Annotated in this window: 19 protein-coding genes; 13 read left to right on the forward strand and 6 right to left on the reverse strand. The window is 29.2% G+C overall.

The window, feature by feature from the left end:
- Positions 1-55 precede the first annotated feature (55 nt).
- Complete coding sequence (mnmA, locus tag BX611_RS14115; protein WP_115882500.1) at positions 56-1,243, reverse strand: tRNA 2-thiouridine(34) synthase MnmA; 1,188 nt, start codon at positions 1,241-1,243, stop codon at positions 56-58.
- 87 nt (positions 1,244-1,330) lie between these two features.
- On the opposite strand from mnmA, the gene BX611_RS14120 reads away from it, so the two are divergent.
- Entirely contained in the window at positions 1,331-1,972 is a 642-nt protein-coding gene (locus BX611_RS14120) for a DUF2238 domain-containing protein (RefSeq protein WP_115882502.1), read from the forward strand.
- A 22-nt stretch (positions 1,973-1,994) separates the two neighbouring features.
- On the opposite strand, the gene BX611_RS14125 is transcribed toward BX611_RS14120, so the two are convergent.
- The 5 genes from BX611_RS14125 to BX611_RS14145 form a co-directional block, all read right to left on the reverse strand.
- A complete protein-coding gene (locus BX611_RS14125; RefSeq protein WP_240324986.1) occupies positions 1,995-2,588 on the reverse strand; it encodes an aspartyl/asparaginyl beta-hydroxylase domain-containing protein in 594 nt (197 codons plus the stop codon).
- A 193-nt stretch (positions 2,589-2,781) separates the two neighbouring features.
- Complete coding sequence (locus BX611_RS14130) at positions 2,782-2,973, reverse strand: cold-shock protein (RefSeq protein ID WP_115882507.1); 192 nt, start codon at positions 2,971-2,973, stop codon at positions 2,782-2,784.
- Positions 2,974-3,088: 115 nt separating this feature from the next.
- The gene (locus tag BX611_RS14135; protein ID WP_115882509.1) at positions 3,089-3,715 is read right to left on the reverse strand and encodes a carbonic anhydrase; all 627 of its coding nucleotides are present in this window, start codon (positions 3,713-3,715) and stop codon (positions 3,089-3,091) included.
- A 74-nt stretch (positions 3,716-3,789) separates the two neighbouring features.
- On the reverse strand, positions 3,790-4,473 hold the full coding sequence (locus BX611_RS14140) for a toxin-antitoxin system YwqK family antitoxin (protein ID WP_115882511.1): 684 nt from the start codon (positions 4,471-4,473) through the stop codon (positions 3,790-3,792).
- A gap of 8 nt (positions 4,474-4,481) precedes the next feature.
- Positions 4,482-4,919, reverse strand: coding sequence for a heme-binding domain-containing protein (locus BX611_RS14145; RefSeq protein WP_115882513.1), 438 nt, complete (start codon positions 4,917-4,919; stop codon positions 4,482-4,484).
- A gap of 134 nt (positions 4,920-5,053) precedes the next feature.
- On the opposite strand from BX611_RS14145, the gene BX611_RS14150 reads away from it, so the two are divergent.
- From BX611_RS14150 to BX611_RS14210, 12 genes are all read left to right on the forward strand, one after another.
- The gene (locus BX611_RS14150; RefSeq protein WP_115882515.1) at positions 5,054-6,271 is read left to right on the forward strand and encodes a S8 family serine peptidase; all 1,218 of its coding nucleotides are present in this window, start codon (positions 5,054-5,056) and stop codon (positions 6,269-6,271) included.
- Between the two features lie 198 nt (positions 6,272-6,469).
- Positions 6,470-7,039, forward strand: a complete 570-nt coding sequence (locus tag BX611_RS14155; RefSeq protein ID WP_115882517.1) for an adenylosuccinate lyase — start codon at positions 6,470-6,472, stop codon at positions 7,037-7,039.
- Positions 7,040-7,097: 58 nt separating this feature from the next.
- On the forward strand, positions 7,098-8,441 hold the full coding sequence (gene purB / locus BX611_RS14160) for an adenylosuccinate lyase (RefSeq protein ID WP_115882519.1): 1,344 nt from the start codon (positions 7,098-7,100) through the stop codon (positions 8,439-8,441).
- Positions 8,442-8,452: 11 nt separating this feature from the next.
- A complete protein-coding gene (locus BX611_RS14165; protein ID WP_115882521.1) occupies positions 8,453-8,824 on the forward strand; it encodes a hypothetical protein in 372 nt (123 codons plus the stop codon).
- 2 nt (positions 8,825-8,826) lie between these two features.
- Entirely contained in the window at positions 8,827-9,681 is an 855-nt protein-coding gene (locus BX611_RS14170; protein WP_115882523.1) for a TerC family protein, read from the forward strand.
- Between the two features lie 26 nt (positions 9,682-9,707).
- Positions 9,708-10,742 carry an AI-2E family transporter gene (locus tag BX611_RS14175; protein WP_115882525.1) on the forward strand — a complete coding sequence of 345 codons (1,035 nt, stop codon included), beginning with the start codon at positions 9,708-9,710 and terminating at the stop codon, positions 10,740-10,742.
- A gap of 166 nt (positions 10,743-10,908) precedes the next feature.
- Complete coding sequence (locus tag BX611_RS14180; RefSeq protein ID WP_115882527.1) at positions 10,909-12,219, forward strand: TolC family protein; 1,311 nt, start codon at positions 10,909-10,911, stop codon at positions 12,217-12,219.
- A 50-nt stretch (positions 12,220-12,269) separates the two neighbouring features.
- Positions 12,270-13,346 carry an efflux RND transporter periplasmic adaptor subunit gene (locus BX611_RS14185; protein ID WP_115882529.1) on the forward strand — a complete coding sequence of 359 codons (1,077 nt, stop codon included), beginning with the start codon at positions 12,270-12,272 and terminating at the stop codon, positions 13,344-13,346.
- 104 nt (positions 13,347-13,450) lie between these two features.
- Positions 13,451-16,648, forward strand: a complete 3,198-nt coding sequence (locus tag BX611_RS14190) for an efflux RND transporter permease subunit (RefSeq protein WP_115882531.1) — start codon at positions 13,451-13,453, stop codon at positions 16,646-16,648.
- 127 nt (positions 16,649-16,775) lie between these two features.
- A complete protein-coding gene (locus BX611_RS14195) occupies positions 16,776-17,081 on the forward strand; it encodes a hypothetical protein (RefSeq protein ID WP_115882533.1) in 306 nt (101 codons plus the stop codon).
- A 6-nt stretch (positions 17,082-17,087) separates the two neighbouring features.
- Complete coding sequence (locus tag BX611_RS14200) at positions 17,088-17,273, forward strand: YgaP family membrane protein (RefSeq protein ID WP_115882535.1); 186 nt, start codon at positions 17,088-17,090, stop codon at positions 17,271-17,273.
- Positions 17,274-17,673: 400 nt separating this feature from the next.
- Positions 17,674-19,935, forward strand: a complete 2,262-nt coding sequence (locus BX611_RS14210; protein WP_115882539.1) for a TonB-dependent receptor — start codon at positions 17,674-17,676, stop codon at positions 19,933-19,935.
- The last annotated feature ends 4 nt before the right edge of the window (positions 19,936-19,939 follow it).

Below are 19,939 nucleotides of genomic sequence, written 5' to 3' on the forward strand. Positions count from 1 at the left end.
TTTTGATTAAAAATACTAATTTTTGAAGACAAAAATTACTTTTACAATTATTAAACTAAGCAATTACTCCAGAACCTAGTAATTCATCATTTACATACCATGCAACAAACTGACCTTCTGTTATGGCTGATTGTTTATTTTGAAACTCAACATACATTCCGCTTTCTACTTTATATAAAGTTGCATTTTCTAATTTTTGACGGTACCTTATTCTTGCCAATACTTGTAAAGATTCACCATTTTTTAAAGCCAAATCAGTGCGAATCCAATGTAATTCTTCATTTGAAACAAATAGCACATTTCTATACAAACCTGAATGATTTTTTCCTTCTCCAGTATAAATTACATTTTCAACAACATCGGTATCAATTACAAATAAAGGTTCTTTTGTTCCACCAACTGCCAATCCTTTTCGCTGTCCCTTGGTAAAATAATGAGCCCCTTGATGCTTGCCAACAATTTTACCATCAGCTATGGAATATTTATATTTTTTAGCAAAAAATGCCAATTCTTCCTCTTTAGACCTAAACGATGGAATTTCTCTATTATAAATTGTTGAATTTTCTGAAATCTGAACAATTACACCTTCTTTAGGTTGTAATTTTTGTTGTAAAAACTCAGGCAATCGTACTTTACCAATAAAGCACAAACCTTGAGAGTCCTTTTTATCGGCTGTTATTAAATCTTGTTCTGTTGCAATTTTACGTACTTCAGGCTTTGTTAATTCTCCTATAGGAAATAATGCTTTTGAAAGTTGCTCCTGCGATAACTGGCATAAAAAATACGATTGATCTTTATTTTCATCTTTACCTGTCAATAGTTTATAAACAGATTTTCCATTAATTTCTGCTTCGCCTTTTCGGCAATAATGACCAGTTGCAACAAAATCAGCTCCTAAATCCAGCGCTATTTTAAGAAAAACATCAAACTTTATTTCTCTGTTACATAATACATCCGGGTTTGGAGTACGTCCCATTTCGTATTCCTTAAACATATAGTCAACTATACGCTCTTTATACTGTTCGCTTAAATCCACTACTTGAAAAGGAATTCCCAATTTATCGGCTACTAACATTGCATCGTTACTATCTTCAAGCCAAGGGCATTCATTAGAAATTGTTACAGAATCATCGTGCCAGTTTTTCATAAACAAGCCAATAACCTCATAACCTTGTTCTTTTAACAAATATGCAGCAACACTACTATCTACACCACCGGAAAGACCAACAATTACTCGTTTCATTTTTAAATTTTAGAGTGCAAAGTTACGGATTACTTTTAGGAAGGAAAAGTTAATTTTAAATTGTACTTTTCGCAATAAATAAAATTTATGAAATTCACAAATGCTATTTCCAAACATAGAATTCCTATCTTAAAAAACAACTTGTTACTATTTTTTTTAACATCATTTATAATATTTTGGGTAACTACACTTATTGGAACCACTGATTTAGCAAATTGGTTTTTAGAAAATGCACTGGTTATAATTTTTATACTTGTTTTATTTACAACTTATAAAAATTTGCAATTTAGCGATTTAAGCTATTTGTTAATATTTGTCTATTTAATTTTACATGTGTATGGCGCAAAATATACGTATGCAGAAAATCCATTTGGGTTTTGGTTACAGGACTATTTTTCTTTAGCGAGAAATCATTACGATCGTATTGTACATTTTAGCTTTGGTTTTTTATTAGCCTACCCAATGCGTGAATTATTTTTAATAGGTTTTAAGTTTAAACCTTGGGTTGCTTGGCTTTTACCAATAGAAATTACATTATCGGTTAGTGGTTTTTATGAATTAATTGAATGGGCAGTAGCCGATATATTTTTTAAAGATCAAGGCACTGCATATTTGGGAACTCAAGGAGATGTGTGGGACGCTCAAAAAGATATTTTCCTTGCTTTTTTAGGTGCCATATTAGCAACTACCATTGTTTCAATAATTAAAAAAATAAAAGAACGTACTTAAAGTTATTAAAAATAAAATCTTATTATTTGTTAATTAAAAATGATTTTATCCAATCATTAGGAATCAAATCAATTGTCATATTAATTCGTTCTGTTGTTCCTGAATTAATAATTTTGTGTGGATCACTCAAACGTAAATACCAACATTCTCCAGTTTTCATTGGAACTGGTTTATTATTAAGGTAAAAAACAACTGCATTATTTAAAAGTACTGGAATAGTTAAACGAATAACGGATTTTGGTATTTCAATACCAAGTGTTGGATCTTTATGTTCAGCTACAACAGCTCCGGGTTCTAACCGTAATAACCTAACTAAAGTTACAGTGCAATGTTCTCTGAAAAAATCAACAACACTAGACAAATATTTGGATTGCTTAAGCTCATTAGTATCTAACCAATCAGTCCAAGATCCATCTGCATAATCCTCGGCTGGAGGGGGTATTGGTAAGGATTTATCTACCATATATGCAGGAGACCTTAAAGGTAGCACATCATAATAAATAAAATTTTTTAGTTTTAATGCCTCTATTTCCTCCAACATTTTATTGGTTTCAAAAAAGAAAGGTAGTTGAATTCGATCACTAAAAGTAGTCGTTTTATTTTCTAGTTTTTTCAAAGTAATACTATTTTTTAATGAAATTATATTGAATTAAACCCCGTTTATTTATAGTTTCTAAAAGGTACAATACAAAATCACAAATTTGGGTTAGCTTTCTAAAGTAACACAAAATACTATTTTTTTTTAAAGTACATAAAAAAAGCCTATCAAAAAATTGATAGGCTTACAATAAAAAAAGGTAATTATTATATTAAATAACTTTTACGTTTACTGCGTTCATTCCTTTTCTACCTTCTTGTAAATCGAATTCTACTTCATCACCTTCACGGATTTCATCGATTAAACCAGAAATGTGTACAAAATGTTCTTTGTTTGAGTCGTCTTCTTTTATGAATCCAAATCCTTTAGTTTCATTGAAGAATTTTACTGTTCCTTTACTCATTATTAAAAATTTTAATTTATTATATTATTTGCAAATATAGTAATTTTTATTTAACAGTGTTATTATTAATATTTTATATTTTAATTTTCGAAATTTATTTGATTGGTTAAATATGCTAAGATAATTGATAAATTTCTCTGATATCTTTTAAAATTTTATCGAAGTCTATTTTTAAATCTATAAGTTCTCCCGTATGAATATCCCAAACCCAACCATGTACAGTAACTTGTTTTTCTAATAATGCCTTTTGAACATCCGATGTTTTTAGCACATTAACGCATTGTTCTTGTACATTTAGCTCAACAAGTCTATCATATTTTTTATCCTCATTTTTAATTAAATCCAATTCTGTATGATGTAACCTGTATACATCTCTTATATTTCTTAGCCAAGGGTTTAATATTCCTAAATCTGCCGATTGCATTGCTGCTTTTACACCTCCGCAAGAATAATGTCCACATACAACTACATGTTTAACTTTTAAATGCGTTACTGCATAATTTATTACAGACATCACATTTAAATCTGTATTAGGTACCATATTTGCAATATTTCTATGTACAAAAACTTCTCCAGGTTGCACTCCCATTAAATCTTCTGAAGACACTCTACTATCTGAGCAACCGATATATAATATTTGTGGACTTTGTCCCTTACCTAATTCTGTAAAATAATTTTCATCTTCGGATAGTTTTTCAGTTATCCATGCTTTATTATTTGTAAATATTTTTGATATATCCACGGTTAGTGTTTTTTATTTATACTAGTTTTCAAATATTAATATTCAATTGAAATAATATTTGCTGCAATATAAAATTATTGTTTTAATTTATTTACATTTTCTTTTTTGCCGTTTTCATAATACTCCCACTCTCCAACTTTTTCATCATTTTCGTATTTACCTGTGTAAATTAATTTTCCATCAACATTATAATATTTTGCCAACCCTTCAAGTTTGCCATTTTTATAATTTAAATCATCTAATAAAATACCATTATCAGCAAATCGTTTTGTATTTCCGTGTAGTTTTCCAGTTTTATAATTTAAAATTTCAGTTATTTTACCAGTTTTATAGTAACTTTTAAATTCACCTTCTAAAACACCATTTAAGTAATTTTCTTCAATCATTATGGTTTTTCCATCTGGATGGTAATACAGCCATTTCCCTATTCTTTTTTTTCCATCCATTTCGCCTTTACTTTCCAAAATACCTTCAACTGTATAAAATTTTACAGAAGCAATAGTATTGTTTGAATTAAACTTTTTTATTGCGATTGGGTATTTTGAACTTGTAATGCTATAATATTTAAAAACACCTATTTCTTTGCCATTTTTAAACTCTCCTTCATATCTAATATTATTGTTTGTATAGTATTTTTTCCAAATCCCATTTCTATTTCCTTTTAAATCAAACTGATTTATTTTTTCTTGTGCATTTAATTGAGCACAAAAAAACATTAAGAAAAGAGTTATGACCTTAAAAATAATGGCTTTTTTCATTTTTTAATTTAATCAACTTCAATAGTTTTTACCCAATCTAAAAGTATTTTATATTGTTCTGTACTCATTTTAGCATCTTTATGAATCCATAAATAGCTGTTTAAAGGCATTTTATGTTCTTCTAACTCTTCTTCTAAATCTTTTATAATATGGCTTTTTTGATTGCTATTATAGGCTGTCCATTCTGAAAAGTTTAAATGTTCTTTACCTTCATTTACGTGTTGTGCCAAATACCAGGAAACTGGTGCAATTTCACTATACCAAGGGTATTTTGTGTAATTTGAATGGCAATCGGCACATGAAGTTTTAATAATTTCCTGAACATTTTCAGGAACAATCATTACTGTTGCAATATCATTTTTTCCGTCTTTTGAATCGTTTTTTTCAGGTCTAATAAACTGAATTAGTATAAAAACAACTAAAATTCCTAAAAGTATTTTTTTCATTTTTTTTCATTTTAAAAATTAAAGATATAACTATTCTTTTTATACTTTAAGCTGCATTTAATTTTTGTTAAAAATTATTTTTTTTAAAAAAATTTAATACATTTAACAAAATTAACTTAAAACCAATACAAATAATGAAACAATTTAACAAAAGTACAAACATTCTTATTTTTACATTTATTATTACAATTTTTCTTTTTACTAGTTGTACTGATGATGATGTTAGGAATGATCCCCTATCTATAATTGAATCTTCAGCCCCAATACAAGATCAATATATTGTGGTTTTAAAATCTGATTATGAAGGAAAAACTACTCGTAAAAAATTAGGCTACGACGCTGAAATTAAACAATTACGAAAAGAAATACCTTCCAAATTTTCCGAATTAAATATCAGTAATGATCAAATAAAACAAACTTATGGTTTTGCTTTAAAAGGTTTTACAGCTGTTTTAAATAGTAATCAGTTAGAAAAATTAAGAATGGATCCAAGAGTAAAATCTATCGAACAAGATTATATTATCTCACTTGGTAAACCAAGTGGAACACCAGGAGGTGGCGGAGGAGGAACAGATCCTGCACAAGAAACTCCTTGGGGTATAAATAGAATTGGAGGTACTACAGATGGAACTGGAAAAACCGCATGGATAATTGATTCTGGGATAGACTCTGATCACCCAGATATAAATGTTGATGTAAATAGAAGTAGATCTTATGTAACAAAAGGAAAATATAGTATTGAAGATGGTAATGGGCATGGAACACACGTTGCTGGTACAGTTGCTGCATTAAATAATAATATTGGTGTTGTTGGAGTTGCTGCAGGCGCCACAATTGTTGCTCTAAGAGTTTTAGATAGTAGAGGTAGTGGTCAATTTTCTTGGACAATTTCAGCTTTAGATTATATTGCTGCAAATGGGAGCGCTGGTGATGCTGTTAATATGAGTTTAGGTCCACAATCAAGATACACAGATACAGCTGTTGATGGAGCCGCAGAAGCCGTTGCTAGCTTAGGTATTAGAATTGCAATTGCTGCAGGAAATTCAAGTGATGATTCATTATATTATTCTCCAGCAAGAGTAGGTTTAAATAATTCTAACATATACACTGTCGCATCAATGACTTCAAGTGATTCTTGGTCTAGTTTTTCAAATTATGGGACTCCAGTTGATGTGATTGCTCCAGGTTCTTCAGTAAAATCTACATATAAAGATGGTGGTTACGCAACGTTAAGTGGTACCTCTATGGCATCACCTCACGTTTGTGGATTATTACTTTTAGGAAATGTTACAACAGATGGTTCTGTAACTCGTACTGGCAATTCAGACTCCTACCCTATTGCACACAACTAATTTTTTTGAAATAAAATTTTAAAACGCCTGAATATTATTCAGGCGTTTTTTTATCTTTAAATACTAATTCTTGTATGATGGGTATTTCAAATTTTTGGTTTTATACAATAATGATTGTAGTTATTCTACATATAATCGTTGCCTTTGTGTATTTATTGTATAAATTATCTCCAAAGAAAAAAGATAAAATTAAGAAGGATGAATAAACAATTCTTAATTGAACAACTAAATAATATTGAAAATGCAAAGCGCGTAAATAGGTTACGAGTTTCTAATTTAGTTCTAAAAAACCCAGAAATTTTCCCTTTTTTATTGGATATTGTATTTGATATTAGCGACAAAACATCTATAAAAGCAGCTTGGGTTTTAGAATTTGTTTGTAAAGAAAAACTTGAGTGGCTAACTCCATATTTAGATTATTTTACAGAAAATATTGGAAGTATAAAACAAGATAGCGCAGTAAGACCAATTTCGAAAATTTGTGAATTTATTGCCAAAGCATATACCTCAAAAAATAATTCAATTGTTAAAGATATGCTTACAAAAGAACATTTAGATAGCATTATTGAAACTGGTTTTGATTGGTTGATTAGCCAACATAAAGTTGCTGTTAAAGCATACACTATGACAACTTTATTTTTGTTGGGAAAAAACTACGATTGGGTACACCAGGAATTAAAATTAATAATTCAACAAAATATTACAAAAGAAACTGCAGCATATAAAGCCAGAGGAAAGTTAACATTGGCTTTGATAAACAAAAAATAAAACTACATATTTTAGCTAATATTCATTAATTTTGCATTTTTCAACACAAAACTAAAAAATGTCTTTAACAAATTTAAATGCCATATCTCCAATTGATGGAAGATACCGAAGTAAAGTAGAAAATTTAGCTCCCTTTTTTTCTGAAGAAGCGCTAATAAAATACAGGGTAAAAGTAGAAATTGAATATTTTATTGCTTTATGCGAAATTCCTTTACCGCAATTAGCAGATTTTAATGTTTCTCTTTTTGATGAATTACGAAGTATTTATATCGATTTCACTGCTGCTGATGCTCAAAAAATTAAAGATATTGAAAGCATTACAAATCATGATGTAAAAGCAGTTGAATACTTTATTAAAGAAAAATTTGATGCTTTAAATCTTCAAAAATATAAAGAGTTTATCCACTTTGGTTTAACTTCTCAAGATATCAATAATACGTCAGTTCCACTATCCATAAACGATGCTTTTGATGTAGTTTACTACCCAGAATTAGCTACTCTTTTAGAAAAATTAAGACAATTAGCAATTTCTTGGGCAGATATACCAATGTTAGCCCGTACACACGGTCAACCGGCATCACCAACTCGTTTAGGAAAAGAAATTTTAGTTTTTATTGAACGTATTGAACAACAGGTAAAACAATTACAAAATATACCATATGCTGCTAAATTTGGTGGAGCAACTGGTAATTATAATGCCCATAAAGTTGCATATCCAAGCATAGACTGGAAAGCTTTTGGAACTCATTTTGTTGAAAAAGTATTAGGATTACACCATTCTTTTCCAACAACACAAATTGAACATTACGATCATTTAGCTGGTATTTTTGATGCTCAAAAACGTATAAATACCATTTTAATAGACTTTAACAGGGATATATGGACCTATGTTTCAATGGATTATTTCAAACAAAAAATTAAAAAAGGGGAAGTTGGTTCATCAGCAATGCCACATAAAGTAAATCCGATAGATTTTGAAAATTCGGAAGGAAATTTAGGTATTGCTAATGCATTATTTGAACATTTATCGGCTAAACTGCCAATTTCTCGATTACAACGTGATTTAACAGATTCTACTGTGTTAAGAAATGTTGGCGTTCCTTTTGCACACACAATTATTGGCTTTACTTCAACGTTAAAAGGATTGAACAAGTTATTATTAAATGAAGAAAAATTTGCGGAAGATTTAGAAAATCATTGGGCAGTTGTTGCAGAAGCAATTCAAACAATTTTACGCAGGGAGGCTTATCCAAATCCTTATGAAGCCTTAAAAGGCTTAACACGTACCAATGAAAAAATTACACAAAAATCTATGGCCAATTTTATAGATAGCTTGGAAGTTTCAAATGAAATTAAGACTGAATTAAAAGCAATAACACCAAGTAATTATACTGGTATTTAAAAAAAACTAACATGAAAAAAATTGTTCTAATAATATCAATATTTTCACTACTTATTAGCTGTAATAATGAACCTCTAAGTCCTGATAGATTTAAATCTGGAACTTTTGAAATTCCTGAAGGAAAAGGGTATGAAAAAACGATTATTATTAGGCAAGATTCAATTCAAATTGAAAAATATGAAGACCGAATAGATACTTTATCAATTTCTTGGAAAAACAATTTTAATTATACGTTAAAAATGTTACATCCAAAAACAGCTATTGATGAAGATCCAATTCATGTTAAAATAATAAATCTTGAAAAAAATTCCTACGAATTTGAAGCAGTAATTGGACATTCTAATTTTATACAAAAAGGTGAAATTTTTAAAATAACAGACTAGTTATGGAAATATTTTTACAACCAGATACCTGGATAGCACTTTTAACACTTATATTTTTAGAAATTGTTTTAGGGATTGATAATATTGTATTTATCTCAATTGTATCAAATAAACTAGAAGAAAAAGATAGACCAAAAGCAAGAAATATTGGTTTACTTTTAGCAATGTTTTTTAGAATTGCCTTGCTATTTGGAATTTCATGGGTTTTACAATTGCAAAATGTATTATTTCATATTGATACATCATGGCTAAAAGCTGGAATTACTGGTCAAAGTTTAATTATTATTGCTGGTGGTGTGTTTTTACTATATAAAAGTGTTACTGAAATTCATCATAAATTAGAAGGAGATGAAAATGGAAAAAACACCAAAACAAGTAGCACAGTTTTAAACGCAATTATTCAAATTGTAATGCTGGATTTAGTATTTTCATTCGACAGTATTTTAACTGCCATAGGTTTGGTTAGTTTTGACAATCCTCCAGCTGGATTTGGATATTTTGGTGGTATGGCTATTATAATTATTGCTATTGTAATTTCTATTATTATTATGTTAGTTTTTGCAGGCCCTGTTAGTAAATTTGTAAATGAACACCCTACAATTCAAATACTTGGACTTTCATTTTTAATTTTAATTGGAGTAATGTTATTGGCCGAAGGTTCTCATTTAGCTAATTTTAGGTTCTTTGGTAATGAAGTTCACAGTATACCAAAAGGATACTTGTATTTTGCAATTTTCTTCTCACTATTTGTAGAGTTTTTAAATTTGAAAATGAAAAAAGGAAAAAAACCTGTTCAATTACATAATTCTACCATACTTGATGAAAAATTAAAGGATAAAAATTTACTTGATGAATAAACCTTGCTTTAAAAAAGATTTTAATTATGAATGATAGAAAAACTACAAATATTTTATTACTAGTAATTGTAATACCGTTTGTTTTTTATTTGTTAAAAACATTATCGTTTATATTTATTCCATTAATAGCATCAATGTTTATTGCGCTATTATTTTTACCGCTAATGCGTTGGTTTAATAGAAGAAATGTTCCCAAATTTATAAGTATTTTTGTGGTACTCTTAATATTTGTTGCACTATTTAAAATTGGTGGAGAATTGATAAAATTATCATCTAGAGAAATTTTAGCTGCTGATAATTTTTTTATTGAAAAAGCCTCTAGTAAATTATCAAGTTTATTTGTTTCAATTGAACAATTTTTTGGCATACAATATTTTGGTGAAAACGAAAATATAATTTCAAATTTTATAAATAAAGAAAATATTTCAAAAAACTTTGGTTCTACCTTAGGGTTTATAAGCAACACTTTATCAATGACATTAATGACAGCTTTTTTTGTGGTTTTATGGTTGGCTGAATCCATTAATTTTGAAAAATTACTAAACAATACTATTCTTAAACAAAAATTTGCTTCAGTTAAAACATTTATAAAAATTGAAAATGATTTAATTAAATTTATTAAAGTTAAAATTTTAGTAAGTTTATTTACAGGAATTGGTATTGGACTGGCTTGCGTATTTTTTGACATTAAGTTCCCAATTTTTTGGGGATTGTTTGCTTTTGTAATAAATTTTGTTCAAATGATTGGTTCATTTATTTCTGTTATTTTATTAGCACTTTTTGCGTTTGTACAAATTGAACCAACAAGCACCTTACTATTTTTTATACTTTCAATAACCGGTGTACAAGTGTTATTTGGAGGGATTTTAGAACCTATTTTTATGGGAAAATCTTTTTCTATAAACATTATAACCATTTTAGTAATGCTAATGCTTTGGGGCTATATTTGGGGAATTCCAGGTTTAATAATGGCAATTCCACTTACCGTATTTATTAAAATTATTTTAGAACAATTCCCAAAAACTAAATTAATTGCAGCTTTTTTATCTGGAAAGCATTAAATATTTAATTAAAAAGTATTAAATCCTCCATATAATTTAGTAACTTTAAGCTATAGAAGTTACAATTTAATATTGTGTTATAAATGTTACAAACAACTGTAATGTTTATTACTGTTCACCCTTATCGCCTCATTTACATTTGCACTAAACTAAAAAAGCAAATAACATGCACGATAAATATATTATATTCATTTCATTTTTACTTTTCAACGTAATTATTACTAAAGCTCAACAAGAAGTTTCTATTTCTTTAAATGAAGTTTTAGATAAGGTTGAAAATAACAATCACACGGTTAAAATATCAGAACAGGATTATAATGCTGCAAAAGCAGATTACAACCAAACAAATTCTATATTACTGCCAAACATTTCTATTTCACATTCAGCGATAGCAACCACAAATCCGTTAATGGCCTTTGGCTCAAAATTAAATCAGGAAATTTTAACACAAGCCGATTTTAATCCGGCCTTATTAAATGATCCAGATGAAATTAAAAATTTTGCAACTAAAATTGAAGTTCAACAGCCAATTTTTAATGCTGACGGTATTTTTATGCGTAAAGCTGCTAAAGCAAAAATGAATGCTTTTGAGTTGCAAACGGTAAGAACAAAAGATGCCATAAAATTAGAAGTTACCAAAGCGTATATGCAATTACAAGTTGCATATAAAGCAGTTGAAGTACTTGAAAAAGCCAAAGAAGCTGCACTTGAAAACAAAAAAATAGCTGAAAATAATTTTAAGCAAGGTTTTATGCAAAAAGCAGATGTACTATCTGTTGAGGTCCATGTAACTGAAGTTGAAAACCAATTGCTAAGTACAAAAAGTAATGTAAAAAACGCTTCAGATTATTTATTGTTTTTAATAAATGATACTAGTGATATAGTATTAAAACCTTCAACTATGTTAGTTGCCGAACTTAATTTAGATGTTTATAATCAACAACTTTCTGAAAACAGGGCCGATATTGAAGCAATGCAAAAAAGCACTGAAGCGTACAGTAATATGCACAAAGCTGACAAAATGAGTCTTTTACCTAGATTAAATGCCTTTGGTAGTTATGAAATGTATGACGACAAACTTTTTGGCACAAATGCCAAAGGGTATTTAGTTGGAGCTCAACTTTCCTGGAATGTTTTTGAAGGTTATAAACGCATTGGAAAAACTCAAAAAAGTAAAGCTGAATTAGACAAAGCAGAAATAAGTTTAGAACAGTATAAAAATCAAAGTCAGTTAGAATTTAACAGGGCAAAACGCCAATTAAAAGATGCTGAAAATAAATTGGCACTCACAAATTTGGCCTTAGATCAATCTAAAGAAGCTTTAAGAATTAGAACAAACAGATTTGAGGAGGGTTTAGAAAAAACATCGGATTTGTTAATCTCCGAAACTCAATATTTACAAAAACAACTGGAATATTTACAAACTGTTTTTAATTATAATTATACAAAAGCATACGTAAGCTTTTTAACAAAATAAATTACACAACTAAAACAATCAAATTTATTATATCTCAAAATATAAAATCGATGAAAAATACATTTAAAATACTAGCAATTGTAACTTTAATATTTGTAACAAGTTGCGGAAAAGATAAAACAAAAATAGCCGACAACAGAGAAATTGTTGCAGTACAAGTTAGCACCCCAACTTCACAGGATGGAACATTTTTAACCGCAAGCGGAAAAGTTGAAGCAGTTCAAAATGCTAATTTAAGTACCAGAATGATGGGATTTGTAAACAATGTTCATGTAAAAGTTGGTCAAAAAGTATCTCAAGGACAATTATTACTAAGCATTAACAGTGCAGATATTTCAGCGCAAAAAGCTCAGGTTAACGCTTCTATTACAGAAGCAACAGCTGCTTTTAATAACGCAGAAAAAGATTACAACCGTTATAAAGCTTTATTTGAAAACAATAGTGCTTCACAAAAGGAAATGGATGATATGACTGCCAATTACGAAATGGCAAAAGCGCGTTTAGAAAGTGCAAATCAAATGAAAAATCAAGTTAACGCTCAACTTTCTTATTCAAATATTACAGCACCTTTTAATGGAATAATTACAGGTAAATATGTAAATAAAGGAGATATGGCTAATCCGGGGATGCCTTTATTGAGCATTGAAAATCCTGGACTTTTTCAAGTAATAGCAATGGTTCCAGAATCTGAAATTACAAAAATTAAAACTGGATCTGAGGTAAAAGTTGTTATAAAATCTAACAACCAATTATTAAAAGGTAAAGTTACTGAAGTAAGTACATCAACAAAAAATACAGGTGGTCAGTATTTAGTTAAAGTTATTTTAGATAAAACAGATGTTAAATTACTTTCTGGAATGTTTACTTCAGTTCAGTTTCCAATTGAACAAGCTACAAAAACTGAAAATGGATTAATTTTAATTCCAAAATCAGCTTTAGTTAAACAAGGACAGTTAACTGGTATTTATACTATTGGAAATGAAAACACTGCCATTTTAAGATGGTTAAGAATAGGTAAAAGTTTTGGAGAAAACGTTGAAATTTTATCAGGTTTATCTTCAAATGAGCAATATATAATTTCAGCAGAAAGTAAATTATTTAACGGAGCAAAAGTAGCAATTCAATAAACTAAAATTTGCGTTAGGGATAGCAGTGGAAATACTTTTTTTATAAAAAAAAGATTGAAACGAATAGCCCGACCCAAAGGGTAACGCCCAAAAAATATAAAATTATGCAAGAAGGTATATCAGGTAAAATTGCCAATGTGTTTATAAATTCTAAGCTAACTATTTTGTTAATGGTAGGTTTAATGGCAATTGGTATTTATAGCTCTTTTCTGATTCCAAGAGAAGAAGAACCACAAATTATTGTTCCTATGGCCGATGTGTTGGTTGGTTACCCAGGAGCAAGTCCTACGGAAGTTGAAAGCCGTGTGGTTAAACCATTAGAAAAAATTATTTCGAATATTAAAGGTGTGCAACACGTACATAGTATTGCTATGAATGGGCAAAGTATGATGATTGTGCAGTTTTATGTAGGTGAAGATACAGAACGGTCGTATGTTAAATTATATGATGAATTAATGCGTCATCAAGGAATGTTTCCTCCGGGTGTAACGCAACCGTTAGTTAAAACGCGCTCTATTGACGATGTTCCAATGTTAGGTTTAACTTTTTGGAGTGAAAATTACAATGATTTTGAAATTCGCCAAATTGCTGAAGAAGTAACTTCGGAAATTGAAAAAATAAAAGACGTTTCTATTACCAAAGTTATTGGTGGAAGAAACCGTGAACTTAAAGTTGTTTTAGACAAGGATAAAATGGCAGAAAATGGTGTAGATGCATTAGGAATAATGCAACTAATTAAAGCCAATAATAGCAGTTCACAATCTGGTAGTTTTGTAAAAGGGGATGAAGAATTTTTAGTTACAACCGGAAAGTTTTTAACATCAAAAGATGATGTTGAGAATTTGGTAGTTGGTGTAAATCAACAAATGCCTGTTTATTTAAAACAAGTTGCAACAATATATGACGGACCTGGAACACCAAAAAGTTATGTAAGTTTTGGATATGGAAAAGGAAATGAACAATTTGCTTCTAATCCTAGTGAATATTCAGCTGTAACACTTTCTATTGCAAAAGTGAAAGGTGCAGATGCAATGAAAATTTCAGAAAAGATTTTGGACCATGTAGCACATTTAAAACAAAATTTAATTCCTAACGATGTTCATGTGGAAGTTACCAGAAACTATGGTGAAACTGCTTCACATAAAGTTGGTGAATTATTATTGCATTTAGGAGTGGCAATTTTAGCGGTTACAATTTTGGTGATGTTAGCTATGGGCTGGCGTGGTGGATTGGTTGTGTTTTTCTCTGTTCCGCTTACCTTTGCTTTAACTTTATTCAGTTACTACTTATTAGGATATACACTAAATAGAATTACATTATTTGCATTGGTTTTTGTTGTGGGTATTGTGGTGGATGATAGTATTATTATTGCCGAAAATATGCACAGACATTTTAAAATGAAACGTTTACCATTTAAACAAGCAGCCATTTATGCCATTAATGAAGTTGGAAATCCAACAATTTTGGCAACATTTACTGTAATTGCTGCTATTTTACCAATGGCTTTTGTTTCTGGGATGATGGGACCTTATATGAGTCCAATGCCAATTGGAGCATCTATTGCAATGATACTTTCTTTATTTGTTGCATTAACCGTAACTCCATATTTAGGATATCATTTATTACAAGAAAAAGATGAACAAGAGCATAAAGAAGAGCATGGTATAGAAACTGGATGGATTTATAAAATATACAAAAAAACAGAACAACCATTTTTAGACAGTAAAATTAAACGTTTTGTTATGTTGGGTATAACAGTTGTATTATTACTTGGATCTGTATTGATGTTTTTTACCAAATCTGTTGCAGTAAAAATGTTGCCTTTTGATAATAAGAATGAATTTCAGGTAGTGATTGATATGCCTGAAGGAACTACTTTAGAAAGAACAGCTGCAGTTACAAAAGAAATTGCCCAACACCTTTCTACTATTCCTGAAGTTGTAAATTATCAGAATTATATTGGAACCTCTGCTCCTATTACATTTAACGGTTTAGTTAGGCATTATGATGTTCGTGGAGGAAGTAATATGGCTGATATTCAGGTAAATTTATTATTAAAAGAAGATAGAGATTTACAAAGCCACGATATTGCTAAACTTGTACGTCCTGAAGTTCAAAAAATAGCAAAAAAATATGGTGCAAATGTAAAATTAGTTGAAGTTCCGCCAGGACCACCAGTATTATCAACTTTAGTTGCTGAAGTTTATGGACCAAATTATAACGAGCAAATAAAAGTTGCTGGTCAGGTTAAAAATATCTTGGAAAATACAACAGATGTTGTTGATACAGATTGGATGGTTGAAGATGCTCAAACTGAGTATAAACTTGAAGTAGACAAAGAGAAAGCAATGCTAAATGGTATTGCACCTCAACAAATTGTTGGAAACTTAACCTATTTGTTAACTGAGTATCCTATTTCTTATTTATACGATGAAAATTCGTTTGATGAAGTAAATATAGTTTTAGGCTTACGTGATTCAGACAAAACAAACTTGCAAGACATTCAAAATATAAAGATAAAAGGAATTCAAGGAAATATGGTTCCTGTAAGTGATTTAGTAAAAGTTAAAACAGATACTTTACAAAAAACTATCTACAGAAAAGATCAAAAACGGGTAGTTTATGTATTGGCAGATATGGCAGGAGGTTTAGAAAGTCCTGTATATGCAATTTTAGGAATGAAAGAAAAATTACAGAATATGGAAATTCCTAAAGGCTATAAGGTAAATGAATTGTATATGGAATCTCCTTCAGATGAAACTGACTTTACTGTAAAATGGGATGGCGAATGGCAAATAACTTTAGAAGTATTTAGAGATTTAGGTGCTGCCTTTTTAATTGTTATTATTATTATTTACATGTTAATTGTTGGATGGTTTCAAAACTTTAAAACCCCTATGGTTATGATGGCCGCAATTCCATTATCATTAATTGGAATTGTTTTAGGACACTGGTTATTAGGTGCATTCTTTACGGCAACTTCATTTATTGGGATGATTGCTTTGGCAGGTGTTATGGTTAGAAACTCAGTGTTGTTAATTGACTTTATTGAAATACGATTAAATGATGGAATTCCTTTAAAACAAGCAATTATAGATGCCGGAGCAGTTAGAACAACTCCAATTTTATTAACAACAGGTGCAGTTGTAATAGGTGCTTCCATTATTTTATTTGATCCTATTTTCCAAGGATTAGCAATATCATTAGTAGCTGGTGCAATTGTTTCAACATTATTAACATTAATTGTTGTACCATTAATTTACTATATGACCGAAAAAAAGAAGTGGGAAAATAATAAGTAGGATTGCTGAAAAGTGATTTTAGATGTCGTATTGAGCTTGTTGAAATATTATTTTTTATAATTAAATAAACTTCCACAGGCTCAGTTTGACTAGGTAAACTTAAATAAACTATTAAAAAAATTTAAATATGAAGTTACTGATTATTACAGCAGTTAAGGTGTTTGAAAAAGAAGTAAAAATGATTCTAAAAAAATCAGACATCAAAATATTTTCTTATACAGACATCAAAGGTTTTAGAGATTCAACAGAAGAATCTGTAGAAAGTAATTGGTTCGCATCTGAAATGAATGAAAGTCAATCGATAATGTTTTATTCCTTTGCAGATAAAGAAAAAACAGATGTATTATTTAATTATGTTAATGAATTTAATACAACACAAAAAACACTATCAAAAATTCACGTAGTAATTTTAAACGTAGAAAAATCAAATTAAAAAAATATGAAAACTAGAATTATACACATTGTTGCAGGAGCTTTTATTTTAATTAGCTTAATTCTTGCCGTAAAAGTAAATATCAACTGGTTATGGTTTACAGCATTTGTTGGTGCCAATTTATTTCAATCCGGTATAACAAAATGGTGCCTAATGGGTGTTATTTTAGAAAAATTTGGCATAAAAGATTAATATGATTTTGTAATTTTGTGTTTAATACATTTTTTTTATTAAACAATCTATTAAACATATAATTTCAATTGTACTTGTTACAACGTTACTGCTCCCTTTTGCAGTGCAATTTGTACACTCTTTTGAAACTCACGAACAATCAGTTTGTAATGCTCAAAATAAAACTCATTTTGATACGCATAAAATTGATTGTTCTGTATTTCATTTTAAAATAAATACAAATGCAATTGATTTTAAATTAAAATTAACTTTTTTTAAAAAAGCGTTTCATTTAGAAAAAGTTTATTTCAGCAAAAAGCAATTTAAGGCTGTAAATCTTAATTTTAAATCCTCAAGAGCACCTCCATTTTTATTGACTTAAGAACTAAAAAACAACTAGTTATCAATAAAAATATTTTATATGAAAGTATATATTTCAATCCTTTTAATAGGATTAACAATTGTTGCACATGCGCAACGTTCAGTTTCGGGTACCATAACCAACTCCCAAAACGAGCCACTTTTTGGTGTTGACGTTTTTATAGAAGAATTGCACAAAGGCACATCTACTAATGAAAATGGCTATTACGAACTAAATAATTTACCAAATAATTCAATTAAATTAACTGTAGCATTTATTGGGTTTGAAACTCAAATAAAAACCCTAAACCTTCAACAAAACGAAACAGTCTTAAATTTTATATTGCAAGAAGCTGTATTTAAAATGGATGAAATAATTGTTTCAACAGCATTTAATAAATTACAATCTGAAAATGTAATGAAGGTTGAGCGGGCAACTGCACAACAGTTAAAAAATAAAGGAGCAGCAACATTAATAGAAGGTTTAAGCTCAATTGCAGGAGTTTCACAGGTTTCAACTGGAATTGGAATTGGTAAACCTGTAATTAGAGGTTTAAGAGGAAACAGAGTTTTGGTTTACACACAAGGAATAAGACTCGAAAATCAACAATTTGGAGATGAACATGGGTTAGGTATTGACGAATCAAGTATTGAAAGTGTTGAAGTAATTAAAGGTCCCGCATCCCTTTTGTATGGATCTGATGCTTTAGGTGGAGTTCTCTATTTTAATCCTACAAAATTTGCAGAAGCCAACTCCTTTAATTTAAATATTAACCAATCCTATTATGCAAATACACAAGGTAGTAATACCTCTTTTGGAGTTAAACAAACTAACGATTCTTGGAAATTTTTAGTAAATGGAGCTCGCAATCAACATAGTGATTATAAAACAGGTGACAATGAAAGAGTTACTAATACACGTTTTAATGAAACTATTTTTAATACTGCAATTGGACACTCAAATAGTTTCATTTCCAGCACATTACGATTTAATTTCAACAATACTAAAGTTGGTATCCCTGAAGAAATTGGAATTCAAAATACACATAAAACTCCACTATATCCATATCAAGATTTAACAAACAAAATGGTGAGTTTTAATAATATTTTCTTTTTACCAACTTCTAAAATCACCTCAACTTTCGGGTATACTTTTAATAATAGAAAAGAGTTTGAATTACATCATGAAGAAGGTGAAGTACACGCAGAGGAAGAAGTACATCCTGAAGAAGAACTAGTTGCTTCTTTAAATTTAGACTTAAAAACATTTAGCTATGATGTGAAATGGAATTTACCAAAATCAGAAAAAGTTGAAACTATTATTGGTATTCAAGGTTTAAATCAAAAAAATAAAAATTTTGGTGAAGAAATATTAATTCCAAATGCCACAACAAATGATTTTGGGGCATTTTTAACTAGTTCTTTCGATTGGAAACAACATAGCCTTCAAGGTGGAATTCGCTTTGACACAAGAGCTATTTCTTCAGAAAAACATATTGTTTTACACGAAGATGAAGCACATGTTTTTGAAGCTATAGATAATTCCTTTGAAAATTTTTCAGCATCACTGGGCTATAAAACTACTCTTTTTAAGAAAATTACAAGTAGGTTTAATTTTGCCTCAGGATTTAAAGCTCCAAATTTAGCTGAATTAACATCAAATGGTATACATCACGGATCGAATAGATTTGAAATTGGAAATAGTGCTTTAAAAAATGAAAAAAACTTTCAATCGGATATTGCACTGGAATACTACAGTAAACATTTTGAAATTTTTGCCAATGGTTTTTACAATCATATAAATAATTACATTTTTATAAATCCTACAGGTGAATTTGAAGATGAATATGCAATTTACAAGTATACACAAGAAAATGCCAACTTATATGGAGGTGAATTTGGTTTTCATTTACATCCTCACCCATTAGATTGGTTACATTTACAAAGTAGTTTCGACTTTATAATTGGTAAGCAAAATAACGGAAATTATCTGCCTCTTATTCCAGCTCACAAACTAACAAATACATTAAGAGCCGAATACGATATAAATAATTGGCTAAAAAATGGATTTACTTTAATAACCGTTGAAAGTAATTTTAAACAAAAAAATATTAGTGAATTTGAAACAGCTACTAATAATTATAATTTAGTAAATATTGGTACAGGTGGAAAAATAAACATTTCAAAAATGTCTTTTAATATTAATTTAAATATTAATAATTTATTTAACACCTCTTATTTTTCACATTTATCACGTTTAAAAACAAATGGAATTCCAAATATTGGAAGGAATTTTATAACAAGTATCAAATTTGAAATCTAATTTT

The sequence above is a fragment of the Lutibacter oceani genome, from assembly GCF_003384935.1.
Lineage (GTDB): Bacteria > Bacteroidota > Bacteroidia > Flavobacteriales > Flavobacteriaceae > Lutibacter > Lutibacter oceani.